13 protein-coding genes are annotated in these 14155 nt (G+C 68.5%); 10 read left to right on the forward strand and 3 right to left on the reverse strand.

Going from position 1 to position 14155, the window contains the following annotated elements; genetic code table 11:
* Positions 1-30 precede the first annotated feature (30 nt).
* Complete coding sequence (locus tag G3N92_RS21905) at positions 31-831, forward strand: AraC family transcriptional regulator (protein WP_206129676.1); 801 nt, start codon at positions 31-33, stop codon at positions 829-831.
* Between the two features lie 263 nt (positions 832-1094).
* Here the strand turns inward: G3N92_RS21905 and G3N92_RS21910 are convergent, their stop codons facing one another.
* Complete coding sequence (locus G3N92_RS21910; RefSeq protein WP_206129677.1) at positions 1095-1355, reverse strand: hypothetical protein; 261 nt, start codon at positions 1353-1355, stop codon at positions 1095-1097.
* Positions 1356-1669: 314 nt separating this feature from the next.
* Positions 1670-3562, reverse strand: coding sequence for a sugar phosphate isomerase/epimerase and 4-hydroxyphenylpyruvate domain-containing protein (locus G3N92_RS21915; protein ID WP_206129678.1), 1893 nt, complete (start codon positions 3560-3562; stop codon positions 1670-1672).
* Positions 3563-3818: 256 nt separating this feature from the next.
* On the opposite strand from G3N92_RS21915, the gene aroQ reads away from it, so the two are divergent.
* Genes aroQ through G3N92_RS21930 form a run of 3 tightly spaced genes read left to right on the forward strand, consistent with a single transcriptional unit; the run spans position 3819 to position 6507 of the window.
* Positions 3819-4271 (forward strand): type II 3-dehydroquinate dehydratase, encoded by a 453-nt coding sequence (gene aroQ, locus G3N92_RS21920; RefSeq protein WP_206129679.1) that lies wholly within the window; start codon positions 3819-3821, stop codon positions 4269-4271.
* Positions 4268-5134: a shikimate dehydrogenase gene (locus G3N92_RS21925; protein ID WP_206129680.1), complete on the forward strand. Its 867-nt coding sequence runs from the start codon at positions 4268-4270 to the stop codon at positions 5132-5134. The genes aroQ and G3N92_RS21925 overlap by 4 nt, the downstream gene beginning before the upstream one ends.
* Before the next feature lie 35 nt (positions 5135-5169).
* A complete protein-coding gene (locus tag G3N92_RS21930) occupies positions 5170-6507 on the forward strand; it encodes an MFS transporter (RefSeq protein WP_206129681.1) in 1338 nt (445 codons plus the stop codon).
* A gap of 85 nt (positions 6508-6592) precedes the next feature.
* On the opposite strand, the gene G3N92_RS21935 is transcribed toward G3N92_RS21930, so the two are convergent.
* Positions 6593-7705, reverse strand: coding sequence for a 2-aminoethylphosphonate--pyruvate transaminase (locus G3N92_RS21935; RefSeq protein WP_206129682.1), 1113 nt, complete (start codon positions 7703-7705; stop codon positions 6593-6595).
* 295 nt (positions 7706-8000) lie between these two features.
* On the opposite strand from G3N92_RS21935, the gene phnS reads away from it, so the two are divergent.
* The 6 genes from phnS to G3N92_RS21965 are packed head-to-tail and all read left to right on the forward strand — an operon-like array spanning position 8001 to position 13902.
* A complete protein-coding gene (gene phnS / locus G3N92_RS21940; RefSeq protein WP_206129683.1) occupies positions 8001-9083 on the forward strand; it encodes a 2-aminoethylphosphonate ABC transporter substrate-binding protein in 1083 nt (360 codons plus the stop codon).
* 20 nt (positions 9084-9103) lie between these two features.
* The gene (gene phnT, locus G3N92_RS21945; protein WP_206129688.1) at positions 9104-10201 is read left to right on the forward strand and encodes a 2-aminoethylphosphonate ABC transport system ATP-binding subunit PhnT; all 1098 of its coding nucleotides are present in this window, start codon (positions 9104-9106) and stop codon (positions 10199-10201) included.
* On the forward strand, positions 10179-11114 hold the full coding sequence (gene phnU / locus G3N92_RS21950; RefSeq protein WP_206129684.1) for a 2-aminoethylphosphonate ABC transporter permease subunit: 936 nt from the start codon (positions 10179-10181) through the stop codon (positions 11112-11114). The genes phnT and phnU overlap by 23 nt, the downstream gene beginning before the upstream one ends.
* Positions 11104-11979, forward strand: a complete 876-nt coding sequence (gene phnV, locus G3N92_RS21955) for a 2-aminoethylphosphonate ABC transport system, membrane component PhnV (RefSeq protein WP_206129685.1) — start codon at positions 11104-11106, stop codon at positions 11977-11979. The genes phnU and phnV overlap by 11 nt, the downstream gene beginning before the upstream one ends.
* Before the next feature lie 46 nt (positions 11980-12025).
* The gene (phnA, locus tag G3N92_RS21960; protein WP_206129686.1) at positions 12026-13354 is read left to right on the forward strand and encodes a phosphonoacetate hydrolase; all 1329 of its coding nucleotides are present in this window, start codon (positions 12026-12028) and stop codon (positions 13352-13354) included.
* A complete protein-coding gene (locus tag G3N92_RS21965) occupies positions 13345-13902 on the forward strand; it encodes a phosphonate degradation HD-domain oxygenase (protein ID WP_206129687.1) in 558 nt (185 codons plus the stop codon). The genes phnA and G3N92_RS21965 overlap by 10 nt, the downstream gene beginning before the upstream one ends.
* The last annotated feature ends 253 nt before the right edge of the window (positions 13903-14155 follow it).

Genomic DNA, 14155 nt, shown 5'->3' on the forward strand with positions numbered 1-14155 from the left:
TCCCGTTCCGCGCCTCGCGCCACAGGAAACATGACTTCGCTCGCCGCTTCCCCGCCGCCACTGTCCGATGCGATCCGCCTGCCCGCCGTGCCCGGTGGCGGCGGGCTCGACGCGATGCTCGCGCATTTCGCGCTGCTCGAACCGGTGTTCGACGGCCTGCCCGACGTGGCGTTCTTCGTGAAGGACGTGGCCGGCCGCTACGTGCTGGCGAACCGCACGCTCGCGCAGCGCTGCGGCTTCAAGGAAAAGCGCGATCTGTACGGCAAGACCACCGAGGAGGTGTTCCCGCGCCGCTTCGGCCGCAACTATCTCGAACAGGACATGGCGACGATCCACGTCGGCCAGCCGCTGACCGACCAACTGGAGCTGCACCTGTATCCGGGCCGCCAGCCCGGCTGGTGCCTGACCACCAAGGAGCCGCTGCGCGACGCGGCGGGGCAGGTGGTCGGCCTGGCCGGCATTTCGCGCGACCTGAAGGCGAACGAGGGTTCGCATCCGGCGTACAGCCGGCTCGCCGATGTCGTCCAGTACATCCAGGAACACTACGTCCAGCCGCTCAACCTCAAGCATCTGGCCGAGATGGCCGGGATGTCGGTCGCGCAGCTCGAACGCTATTTTCACAAGGTGTTTCATCTGACGCCGCGCCAGGTGCTGCTGAAGACGCGGCTCGACGCGGCCACGGCGCTGCTCGTCACGCACGAGAAGGTCACCGATGTCGCCGCGCTGTGCGGCTACACCGATCACAGCGCGTTTTCGCGCCAGTTCAAGGCGACGGTGGGCGTGACGCCGACCGAATACCGGATGACGCTGCAGGCCGAACGCGGGGCTTGAACGGCGGGCAACGCTTTCTTCTTCTCAATCGTAAAAGGCAACTAACGGTCTAGCCGGGCGGCATCCGCCGAAAACGGCAAGCCCGCGCTCGGTTTCGGCGCGCGCGTGCGCGAGCGGGCCAGGGCCAAGCCGTCAGGCAGACGAGAGTCGATGGGGAAATTGCGCGAAACCGCGCAAGAACAGTTTGAAAACTGCGGAAAAACGGCAAAAAAGCGGGCAAGCCAGGCACGGACGCGGGCGCGCCGGCCGAAGCCCCGGCCCGATCAACGGAAGCCGAGACCCTTCAGGATGGCCGTGCCGTCGGCCGTCAGGCGCACCAGCGGCGAATCGGCGTCGCTGCCGACGGTTTCGATCAGGCCGGCTTCCTGCAACGCGGGCAGCTCGGGCTTCGCGTTCGCGGCGATCGGCGCATGCAGCAGCACGAGCAGCGTGGCGATCTCGTGGTGGCTGAGCAGGCGGCGCAGCATGGTTTTCGGGCGCGACGGGGGGCTGGCCGGGCGGCCGAATGCATCGTTGGCGCTCATTGCAACCTCCTAATTATCTTGAAAATCAATTGGTAGCGGATGGTGACGGCCGAGACTTAAACGATTCTTAAAACCGTGGCGGGGAAGGGACAAGGCGGGTACGAGATCCGTTACCACTTGTAACGGCGGCGCGAGGGCCGGCGGCGCATGGTGCGCTGCGATGCACGCGCCGGCCCTTGCCGTGTTTGAAACGGCGGCCGGCGGTGGGGGCAAGGATGCTGCGGGCCGTTGCGTTACGACCGTAAGACGCGGGGGAACGGCCGGGCGGCGGCCGCCGGTTGCCGGCGGCGCGCCTGCCGTTCCCGCGAGAACGTTTACTTCCTGCGCTGCGCCTGCGCGGCCAGCCGCACCGCCGTGTTCGCCGCGCCATAACCGTCGTAGCCGCCGCGCCGCTCCACGATCTCGAACGAGAAGCGGTTGTCGACCAGCTCCGTATAGGCGTGCAGGAATTCGCCGCCGTTCTCGTCGCGGTCGTACAGCAGGTGGTGCCGGCACAATTCCTCGATGAACGCGTCCGGCAGCGCGTAGCGCGCGGCGAGGTCGTCGTAGTAATTGCGGGGGATGCGCAGGAAGCTCACGCCGTCCTCGGCTGCCTCGGCCACGGCCTTGACGATGTCGTCGGTGCGGAACGCGACGTGATTGAGCCCCGAGCCGTGATAGCGGTTCAGCGATTCGAACACGGCCGTGTGGCGATCCACCGACGCGTTGAGCGCGATCCGCACGCTGCCGTCCGGGCTGCGCACCGCGCGGCTGCGCATCAGGCCGTACGGATCCGGCACCAGCCAGCTTTTCTCCACCTCGAAGCCGAACGCGGTGCGGAAGAACAGCACCCAGGTGTCGAGCGCATCGGCCGGCAGCGCCAGGCAGACATGATCGATGCCCGTCAGCGGGCCCACTTCCACCGGGCCGTCCACGTCGGTCAGCACGAAATCCGATTCGTAGAGCGTGGGCGCGCCCGGCGCCTCGTCGACGAAATAGTCGAGGCTGCCGTCCGGCGCCTGCACGCCCGGCACCACGCGCTCGTTCGGGCCGACGCTGCCCGAGAACGGCGCGAAGCCGAAGCTGGCGGCGCGCTCGAACGCGAGCCGGGCGTCGTCCACCTGGAACGCCGACGCGCACAGCGACAGCCCGTGCTGCTGGAAGAACGCATCGGCGAACGAATCGGGCTCGGCGTTCAGCACGATCGAGGCCGCGCCGTGCTGATAGAGCATGACGTTCTTCGAGCGGTGCTTGCCGGCCAGGCGGAAGCGCAGCTTGCCGAGCCAGTCGGCCACGTTGGCGGCCGCCGCGGCATCCACGGCGAATTCGATGAACTTGAAGCCGACGTGCGCGGGCGCGGCGGGCGGCGCGAACAGCGGCTGGCTGGCGGCCGGCGCGTGGCCGTCGGCGGCGAGCCGCACGCGCGTGATGTCTTCGAGGTGCAGCAGCGAGCGCAGGCCGTCGGCCGCGGTGATCGCGGTGGGCGCGGCGCGGAAGCCGTCGTTGAAGATCTCGAGCGACAGCGGGCCGTCGAAGCCCGATTCGATCACGCGCGCCGTGAAGCGGGCGAGGTCGAAATCGCCCTGGCCCGGGAACGAGCGGTAATGGCGGCTCCACTCGAGCACGTCCATCGCCAGCTTCGGCGCGTCGGCGATCTGCACGAACGCGATGCGGTCGCCGGGGATCTGCGCGATCGCGTCGGGATCGTCGTCGAGCGAAAGCGTGTGGAAGCTGTCGAGCGCGAGGCCCAGGTGCGGGCTGTTGACGGCGTCGACGAGTTTCCACGCGTGGCGGTAGGTCTTGACGACGCGGCCCCAGGCCAGCGCCTCGTAGGCGGCGATCACGCCCGCGCCGCGCGCGGCCTCGGCCAGCGCGCCGAGCTGGTCGGTCAGCAGCGCGTCGTCCGCGATGGTGTTCGGCGAGACGTTGCTGCAGACGAGGATGCGGTCGGTGCCGAGCGCGTGCATCAGGTCGAACTTGCGGCGCACGCGATCCAGGTTGCGCGCGAGCTGCTCGGGGCTGACGCCGTCGAAATCACGGAACGGCTGGAACAGCACGATCTCCAGGCCCAGATCGGCGGCGATCTTGCGCACGTCGGCGGGCGAGCCGTCGAAGTAGAGCAGGTCGTTTTCGAAGATCTCGACGCCGTCGAAGCCGGCCGCCGCGATCGCATTGAGTTTTTCGACGAGCGTGCCGGAGAGCGACACGGTGGCGATCGAACGCTTCATGAGCGAATTCCCGCAGAAAGAGTTCGGAAGTGGCAACAACGGACGAACAGGTTAACCAGAACGCGTTCGAAGATCGCGCAACTATCCGATTTTATTGAGACAAGTAAGCGGATTATACAAACTAACTAGATGGTACAAATAAGCATAAACCCCGAAAGACAAGCGCGGTTCGCCGAAGGCACACTTGCGCCACCTCAAAGATTGTAGGTGGCGGATGCGCCAAGCGATCCGCCCCGGTTTTACGGAGTCACGTGCAATGTCGAAGCCGAAGGTCCTGGTGCTCAACGGGCCGAACCTGAACCTGCTGGGCACCCGGCAGCCGCATATCTACGGAGCCGAAACGCTGGCCGACGTCGAGCGCCGCTGCGCCGACGCGGCCGAATCGCTGGGCCTCGAGATCGAGTTCCGCCAGTCGAACGCCGAACATCAACTGATCGACTGGCTGCACGAGGCGCGCACGCGCATCGACGGCGTGGTCATCAACCCGGCCGCCTACACGCACACGTCGGTCGCGCTGGCCGATGCGCTGACGGGCATCGACAAGCCGGTGATCGAGGTGCACATCTCGAACGTGCACCGGCGCGAGGCGTTCCGGCATCACTCGTATGTGTCCGCGGTCGCGCTGGGCGTGATTTGCGGGATGGGTACCGAAGGTTATGTGTTCGCGCTGCAACGCTTCGCGACGATTTTGAAAGGAGCGGGGCAATGAGCGGCAAGACGGACAAGACATCGTTTCTGATCGGGCTGATCGGGCAGGGCATCGGCGGCTCGCTGTCGCCGGCCATGCACGAGCGCGAAGGCGGCCTGCAGGGATTCAACTATGTATACCGGCGGCTCGATCTGGACGTGCTCCAGATGAGCGTGGACGAACTGCCGAAGCTGCTCGACCTGGCCGAGCGGATGGGTTTCGACGGGCTGAACATCACGTATCCGTGCAAGCAGCGCGTGATCGAGCATCTCGACACGCTGTCCGACGACGCGCGCGCGCTGGGCGCGGTCAACACGGTGCGCTTCGCCGACGGCAAGCGCAGCGGCCACAACACCGATTGGTCCGGTTTCGCGCGCTCGTTCCGGCGCGGGCTCGAGGGCGTGTCGCTGGCGCGCGTGGTGCAGATCGGCGCGGGCGGCGCGGGGGCGGCCGTCGCGCACGCGGCGCTGATGCTCGGCGCCGGCGCGCTGACGATCTTCGACGTGGACGCCGCGCGCGCCGCATCGCTGGCGGGCGAACTGCAAACCCGCTTCCCGCAGGCCGTCGTCACGGCAGGCGGCGCGCTCGACGCCGCGATGGCGCAGGCCACCGGCCTGATCCACGCCACGCCCACCGGCATGGCCAAGCATCCGGGCCTGCCGCTGCCGGCCGAACTGCTGGCCGGCAAGCCGTGGGTGGCCGACATCGTCTATTTCCCGCTCGAAACGGAATTGATCCGGGTCGCGCGCGAGATGGGTTGCCGCACGCTGCCGGGCGGCGGCATGGCCGTCTACCAGGCGGTCGACGCGTTCGAAATCTTCACCGGCCGCGAGCCGGACGCCGAACGCATGTTCTCGCACTTCGAATCGCTCGTCGCACGCTGATGCGGCGCGGCCACGACAACAACCAGGAGACTTCGATGCAGCAACCCACCCAATCGACCGCCACGGCCGCGTCCCGCGCGGCCGCGGGCGCCCAGCGCCGCTCGTCGGCGCGCTACCGGATTCTCGCGCTGCTCGCGTTCGGCACGATGATCAACTATCTCGACCGGACCGTGCTCGGCATCGCCGCGCCGAGCCTGACCAAGGAACTGGGGATCGGCGCCGCCGCGATGGGGATCATGTTCTCGTCGTTCTCCTGGACCTACGTGCTCGCGCAGGTGCCGGGCGGCCTGTTCCTCGACCGCTTCGGCAGCAAGATCACCTATTACCTGTCGATGACGTTCTGGTCGCTGTTCACGCTGCTGCAGGGTTTCATCGGCGGCGTCGGCACGCTGCTGGCCTGCCGCCTGGGCCTCGGCCTCAGCGAGGCGCCGTGCTTCCCGACCAATAGCCGCGTGGTCGCAACGTGGTTCCCGCAGAAGGAACGCGCGATGGCCACCGGCACCTACACGGTCGGCGAATACATCGGCCTGGCGTTCCTGAGCCCGGTGCTGTTCGCGCTGATGGGCGCGTTCGGCTGGCGCTCGCTGTTCTGGGTGGTCGGTGGGGTGGGCATCCTGTTCGGCCTGGTGTGGCTCAAGCTGTATCGCGAGCCGCGCGAGCACCCGGCCGCGAACGCCGCGGAGCTGGCCTACATCGCCGAAGGCGGCGGCCTGATCGACGGCGAAGCGAAGGCCGGCAAGCCGGGCCAGAGCAAGTTCAGCTGGGCGATGGCCGGCAAGCTGCTGAAGAAGCGCCAGCTCGCGGGCATCTGCCTCGGCCAGTTCGCCGGCAACTCGACGCTGGTGTTCTTCCTGACGTGGTTTCCGACCTATCTCGCCACGGAACGCCACATGGGCTGGCTCAAGATCGGCTTTTTCGCGGTGATGCCGTTCATCGCCGCGTCGGTGGGCGTGATGTTCGGTGGCATTTTCTCCGATTACCTGCTGCGCCGCGGCAAATCGGCCAACGTGGCGCGCAAGCTGCCGATCATCGCCGGCCTGCTGCTCGCCTCGACCATCGTGCTGGCCAATTACGTGCAGAGCAACGAGGCCGTGATCGCGATCATGTCGGTGGCGTTCTTCGCGCAGGGCATGGCCGCGCTGGGCTGGACGCTGGTGTCCGACATCGCGCCGGAAGGCCTGCTCGGCGTGACCGGCGGCATCTTCAACCTGGCGGCCAACCTGGCGGGGATCATCACGCCGCTGGTGGTGGGTTTCATCGTCGCCTCGACGGGCTCGTTCGTCGGCGCGCTGGTTTTCATCGGCGTGATCGCGCTGATCGGCGCGCTGTCGTACATCTTCATCGTCGGCGACATCAAGCGGATCGTGCTGTAACCGTTCTCCGCGCACGGCACGACTTGGCCCGGCCCGCGACAGCGGCGCCGGGTTTTTTTATGCGCGGGCCCGAATCGCCGCGGCTTCAGCGCACCGCGATGCCGAGCTGCGCCAGCGCCGCGCCGATCGCCGCCACCGCGCGGCGGATCTCGCCGGCGTCGATCGCGCCGATGCAGCCGACGCGGAACGTGTCCACCTCGGTCAGCTTGCCCGGATACAGCACGAAGCCCGCCTCGCGCACGGCTTCGTAGAACGCCATGAAATCGTAGGCGGGGTCGCGCGGCGCGTGGAACGTGACGATCACCGGCGCCTGCACGCGCGCGTCGAGGAACGGCGCGAAGCCGAGCGCCGTCATGCCGTCGATCAGCGCCGCGCAGTTCGCCGCGTAGCGCGCGCCGCGCGCCGGCAGGCCGCCCTGCTCGGCGTATTGCGCAAGCGCCGCGTGCAGCGCGGCCACCACGTGCGTGGGCGGCGTGAAGCGCCACTGGCCGGTGCGTTCCAGATAGGCGTGCTGGTCGTGCAGGTCGAGCGCGAGCGACGGCGACCGCCCGGCGCTGGCCGCCAGCAGCGCGCGCTCGACGATCACGAAACCCATTCCCGGCACGCCCTCCAGGCACTTGCCGCTGGCCGACACCAGCGCATCGATGCCGTGCGCGGCCACGTCCACCGGCAACGAGCCGAACGAACTCATCGCATCGACGATCAGCGGCTTGCCGTGGCGCCGGCACACGGCGGCGATCTGCGCGAGCGGGTTGAGAATGCCGGCACTGGTTTCCAGATGCACGAGCGCGACGTGCGTGATGCGCGGCGTGCGCGCGAGCAGGGCGTCGAGCGCTGCCGCGTCGACCGCCTCGTGCTCGGCGAACGGCAATTCCACCGTCTCGATGCCGAGCCGGCCGAGAATCCGCACGATCCGCGCGCAATACGCGCCGTGGTTCGGCACCAGCACCACGCCGTCGCGCGGCACCAGCGTGCCGAGCGCCGCTTCCACCGCGAACGTGCCGCTGCCTTGCAGGGGGACGCAGACATGGCTGTCGCCGCCGCCGGCGATGCGCACCAGATCGGCGCAGACCTCGTGCGTCAGACGATTGAACGCGGCGTCCCACGAGCCCCAGTCGCGCAGCATCGCGCGGCGGGTGGCGGGCGAGGTGGTCAGCGGGCCGGGCGTCAGGAGAATCGGGTCGGTATCGGGCGTCACGTTGCCTCCGGGGCGGTTAGGACGAATGGGACGAATAGGACGAAAAGCGATGAAAGCGGGGCGGCGCGCGACGGTCGGCGCAGCGGACAACACGCATCGTAGTGGCAAAATGTGTCAATTGTTGGAATTGAGTGGCGCGGTCACGGAGTTGTCATCGAACGCTGTGATGCTTCGCCTGCTGCCGGAACGAACGCGTTCCGGCCGGCGTGGAGCCGGGCCGCAAGCGGCCCGCACAAGACGACAGGGCGCCGGGCGAACCCGGCACGACCCTCTATCCGCACTACGGAGAAGCGAGATGACAGTCCAGAATTCCTTCGGCACGGTGTTGCGCAAGCTGGCGCTGGCGGCGTGCGCGGCCGGCCTGCTGCAAGGCGTTGCCCTGCCGGCGCATGCCGCCGGCGCGGTGGTGCTGTATACGGCCGACGGCCTCGAGAACCTCTATCGCGACGTGCTGCCGGCCTTCGAGAAGAAGGAAGGCGTGAAGGTGAACATCGTCACGGCGGGCAGCGGCGAAGTGGTGAACCGCGCCAACGTCGAGAAGAACTCGCCGAAGGCCGACGTGCTGGTCACGCTGCCGCCGTTCATCCAGCAAGCCGGCCAGCTCGGCCTGCTGCAGAACTACGCGAGCGTCAATTACAAGAACGTGCCGGCCATCGCCAAGGCGGCCGACGGTTCGTGGGCGACCTTCGTCAACAACTACTTCTCGTTCGCGATCAATCCGGATGTGGTGAAGAACCAGCCGAAGACGTTCGCCGATCTGCTCGCGCCCGAGTACGCCGGCAAGGTGGCCTACTCGAACCCGGCCACGGCCGGCGACGGCATGGCCGTGATCATCCTGACCTCGACGCTGATGGGCGAGGACGCCGCGTTCGACTATCTGGCCAAGCTCGAGCGCAGCGCCAAGTTCCACACCAAGGGCACGGGCTACCTGAACGTGCTGCTGTCGCGCAACGAAATCAGCGTCGCCAACGGCGATCTGCAGATGGATCTGGACGACGCCGAACACGGCGGCCTGTCGGTCAAGCCGGTGTTCCTGACGGCCAAGGCCGGCGACGCGCCGACCACGTTCCAGCTGCCGTACGCGATCGGCCTGATCAAGGGCGGCCCGAACGCCGACGCCGGCAAGAAGCTGATCGACTACCTGATGTCGACCGACGTGCAGGCCAAGGTGCCGGACATGTACGGCATCCCGGGCCGCACCGACGTGCCGCTGACGGGCAAGAACGGCGAAGCCGTGAAGCGCGCGATCGCGGGCGTCAAGCTGATCCCGGTGGACTGGAACGCCGTGATGGCCAAGAAGGCGGGCTGGACCGAGCGCTGGAAGAAGGACGTGATCGGCAGCTCCGGCAAGGAAACCGAAGTCGTCAAGCCGAAGTGACCGGTGCCTGAAGGATGCCAGTGAATACCGCCAGCCTGACCCATCCCGGCACGCGCGGTTCGGCGCAATCGCACGCGGCGCCGCGTGCCGTTGCGCCGGGCGGCGTGCAGATCGAGAACCTGAGCGTGCGCTACGGCGCACGCACGGTGCTCGACGACCTCTCGCTGCAGATCGGCGCCGGCGAACTGCTGACCGTGCTCGGCCGCAGCGGTTGCGGCAAGACCACGATGCTGCGGTTCATCGCCGGGTTCGTGAAGGCCGACGGCCTGACCGGCACGCTGACCGTGGCCGGCCGCGATCTGACCCATGCGCCGCCGCACAAGCGCAATCTCGGCCTGCTGTTCCAGAACTACGCGCTGTTTCCGCATTTGTCCGTATTCGAGAACGTCGCGTTCGGGTTGCGCGCGCGGCGGCTGTCGTCGGGCGAGATCGCGCGGCGCGTGGCCGATGCGCTGAAGCTCGTGCAGCTCGGCGATTCCGGGCACGCAATGCCCGCGCAACTGTCGGGCGGCATGCAGCAGCGCGTGGCGCTGGCGCGCGCGCTCGTCATCGAGCCGGACGTGCTGCTGCTCGACGAGCCGCTGTCGGCGCTCGACGCCAACCTGCGCGCCTCTGTGCGCACCGAACTGAAGGCGCTGCACGAGCGCCTGCCGAACCTGACGATCGTCTGCGTCACGCATGACCGCGACGACGCGCTGGTGCTGTCCGACCGCGCGCTGCTGATGCGCGACGGCAAGATCGCGCAGATCGGCACGCCGCAACAGCTCTACGACCGCCCGCGCGACGGCTTCGTGGCGCGCTACCTCGGCGCGGCGAACCTGCTGCCGCCGAACGTGATCTATCCGATCGGCGATCCGCTGCACACGATCCGCGATCAGGTGGCCTGCGTGCGGCCCGAGCGCTTCACGATGAAGCCGCCCGGCAGCGGCGGGCTGAACGGCACGATCGGCGCGGTCGAATGGCATGGCTCGGAGCTGTCGGTGTCGGTGGTGCTCGACGCCGTGCCCGACACGCCCGTGCTCGTCACGCTGCAGCGCGGCCGCGGCATGACGCCGGCGCGCGGCGCGCGCGTTTCCCTGCATTGCGAGGCGGATGATGTCGTCCTTATTGACCCCTGAGCGCACCGTCGAGCCGAGCCTGGCCGCGAAGCGCGATGCGTCGGCCGCCGCCCATGCGCGAGTGGCGCGGCGGCGCCGCTGGCAGGCCAACCTGCATCTGGCGGTGCTCGCGATCGTGGTGCTCGGCCCGCTCGTGCTGTATCCGCTCGTGCGCCTGCTGCTGCTCAGCGTGATGGGCGATCACGGCTTCACGCTGGCCGCCTATCGCACGTTCTTCGGCAATCCCGACACGCGCAACGTGCTCGGCACCACGCTGTGGGTGCTGTGCGTGAGCGCGGGCACGGCCTCGGTGCTCGGCGTGCTGCTCGCGGCGCTGCTGTTCTTCCGGCCGTTTCCGGGGGCGTCGCTCGTGACGCGCTTCCTCGAACTGTACGTGGCGTTCCCGTCGTTCCTGGTGGCGTTCACGCTGATCTTTCTGTACGGCTCGCAAGGCTCGGTCAGCATCGCGCTGCAGCGGCTGTTCCATCTCGATGCGCCGCCGCTCGATTTCCTGTTCGGCATCGGCGGCGTGATTCTCGCGCAGACGGTGTTCTACACGCCGTTCGTGGTGCGGCCCACGCTGGCCTCGTTCGCGACGCTCGACCTGCGGCTCGTCGAGGCGGCGCGCAGCCTGGGCGCGAGCGGCTGGATGCTGGCGCGGCGCGTGATCCTGCCGATCGCGTGGCCCGGCATCGCGGCGGGCACGATTCTGTGCTTCCTGCTGACGCTCAACGAGTTCGGGATCCTGCTGGTGCTCGGCAGCGCGCGGCTCGTCACGTTGCCGGTGGCGATCTATACCAGCGCGTCGGTCGATCTCGATCTGCCGACCGCCGCGGCCGGCGCCGTGGTGATGCTGGCGTTGTCGCTGTCGCTGTATGCGCTTTACCGCCGGATGAACCGGCGTGCGATGGGAGGAGGCCGGCATGTCCGTTGACTATCGTCTGGGCGGCGACGCGCCTGCCCCCGCGCCGGTGCCGCAGCGCCGCGCCAATGCGATGGACGCCGTGCTCAAGCAGGCGTCGCGCGTCGCGCTGGGCCTGGCCGCGTTCGCCTGCTTCTGGCTGTTCGTGCTGCCGGTGATCGTGGTGGGGCTGTCGAGCGTGGCCACGCGCTGGTCCGGCACGATTTTGCCGGCCGGCTACAGCCTGCGCTGGTTCGCCGCGCTCGGCGAGCCGGAATTCGGCGCGCTCGCCACCAGCCTCGAAATCGGTTTCGGCGTGGCCGTGATCGGCACGGTGCTCGGGCTGTGGCTCGCGCTGGCGCTCGAAGGGCGCGCGAGCGGGCGGCTCGGGGCGCTGCTCGACGCGATCGTGATGCTGCCGAACGGCGTGCCGAGCGTCGTGCTCGGATTGGCCGTGTTGATCGCCTATCATCAAAAGCCGGTGGACCTGTCGAGTTCGGCCGCCATCGTGGTGCTCGTGCAGCTCGCGCTGATCCTGCCGTTCTGCTATCGCTGCGCTGCAGCAGCGCTGCGGCCCGAGCTGACCGTGTTGCGCGAAGCGGCCGCGAGCCTCGGTGCGCCGCCGTCGATGGTGCTGCGCCGCGTGCTGCTGCCGCAACTCGTGCCGGCGCTGCGCGCGAGCCTCGCGCTCGGTTTCGCGCTGTCGCTCGGCGAGCTGGGCGCGACCATGACCGTCTATCCGCCGGGTTTCGCGACGGTGCCGATCGTCGTGATCGGGCAGGTCGAGCGGGGCTATTACCTGCCGGCGTCGGCGCTGGCGCTGTTGATGCTGGTGGCGTCGCTGGCGGCGCTGATGCTGATCGCGGCCCGCGTGCCGCGGCTGCGCCGGCCGGCGTGACGCGTGGCCGGTTGCGCGAACGGACAACGATGAAGGTGGAGGAATCATGCTGAAACCGGATCAGGACACGATCGACGTCAACGGCCGTCGCTACCGGTTGCCCGTCACGCCCACGGCCATCGTCTGCATCGGCGGGGGCGCGCCCGCGTATCTGGACGCGGCGCTCGCGGCCGGCGTCGTGCCGTTCGCCGCCCGCATGCTGCGCGACGGCGCGGCGTTCGACGCCGACGGCATCGTGCCCGCGCTGACGCACGCGAGCCAGGTGTCGATCGCCTGCGGCGTGCCGCCCGCCGTGCACGGCATCTGCGGCAATACGTTTCATGACCCGGCGGCGCAGGGCGGCGCGGGCGCCGATCTCGCGCTGCACCGCGCCGACGATCTGCGCGCCGGCACGATCTTCGCCGCGGCGGCCGAAGCCGGCGCGCGCGTGGCCGTGGTGACGGCCAAGGACAAGCTGCGCCGCCTGCTCGGGGCGCGGCTCAAGGGCATCTGCTTTTCGGCCGAGAAGGCCGCGCAGGCTTCGCTGTCCGAGAACGGCATTGCCGACGCGCTCGATCTGGTCGGCTTGCCGTCTCCTTATATCTATAGCCCGGCGCTGTCCGAATTCGTGCTGAGCGCCGGCGTGCGCCTCGCGAAGACGCGCCGGGTCGACCTGATGTATCTCGCGACGCACGACTACGTGCAGCGCAAGTGGGCGCCCGGCTCGCCCGAGGCGAACGCGTTCTACGCGACGATCGACCGGCATCTGGCGCAGCTCGACGCGCTTGGCTGGGTGGTCGGCCTGACCGCCGATCACGGCATGAGCGCGAAGCACGACCCGCGCACCGGCAAGACCAACGTCGTGTATCTGCAGGACGCGCTCGATGCGGCGTTCGGCTTTCCGGGCACGCGCGTGGTGCTGCCGATCGCCGATCCGCATGTGGCGCATCACGGCGCGCTCGGCTCGTTCGCGACGATCCATCTGGGCGCGGGCCTGGATGCGGACGAGGCGGTCGCGCGGCTGCGTGCGCTCGACGGCGTGGCGCTGGCCTTGCGCCGCGACGATGCCGTGCCGTATCTCGAACTGCCGGCCGACCGCATCGGCGACGTGGTGGTGGTGGCGCGCGACGACGTCGTGCTTGGCCGCCGCGAGCGCGAACACGATTTGTCCGCGCTGACGATGCCGCTGCGCTCGCACGGCGGCTTCGGCGAGCAGCGGGTGCCGCTGCTGTTCAACCGGCGCATGGCGTCGATCGATCCGAGCCGCCGCTGGCGCAATTTCGATGCGTTCGACCTGGCGCTCAACCATGCCGCACGCGGCGCGGGGTTCGCGTTCGAGCATGCGGTGCGCGCGCGCAATCTCGGCAACAAGGAAGGAGCAGGGACGTGGCATTGACGCTGGACGACATCCGCACGCTGTTCGAGCGCCGCGGCGGCACCGCCTACAGCGGCGAGCCGGTCACGCAGCTCGAGCACGCGTTGCAGAGCGCGCAACTGGCCGACGACGAGAGCGCCGGCGACGCGCTGATCACGGCGGCGCTGCTGCACGATCTCGGGCACCTGCTGAACGAGCAGGGCGAGACGCCCACCGCGCGCGGCATCGACGATCTGCATCAGTACTATGCGCTGCCGTTCCTGCGTGGCGTGTTTCCCGACGCGGTGCTGGAGCCGATCCGGCTGCACGTCGATGCGAAGCGCTGCCTTTGCGCGATCGAGCCGGGTTACGCCGAGGCGCTGTCGGCCGATTCGGTGCGCAGCCTCGCGCTGCAGGGCGGTATCTATAGTAATGAGGATGCGCAGGCGTTCCTGCAGCGCCCGCATGCGGCCGGCGCGATCCGTCTGCGCCGCTGGGACGACGCGGCGAAGGTGGCCGGCGGCGCGACGAAACCGCTCGATTACTTCATGGAAATTGCGGCGCGCGCGGCGGTCGAGCCGGCGCGTTAAGTTTTTTCGAGCGAGCGGAATCGCATTATTCTTTTGAGATCAACGGCTTGGCATGAAGGGCGCCGCGCGAGCGGCGCCCTTCATGCATTTTCTTTGCGAAAACGCTTGCACGAAGCGGGTTCGGTGCTTAGAATTCGGCCTCTCTCGCGATGACGGAAACGCAGAACGGGAGGGGAAGCAAGGCAGGACAAGGAAAGCGCCGGATTGTTGGCAGCATCCTTGAACTGGTGAAGGACTCGATCGATGCAGTTTG

It is taken from the genome of Burkholderia sp. Ac-20379 (genome assembly GCF_017104645.1).
Classification (GTDB): Bacteria; Pseudomonadota; Gammaproteobacteria; order Burkholderiales; family Burkholderiaceae; genus Burkholderia.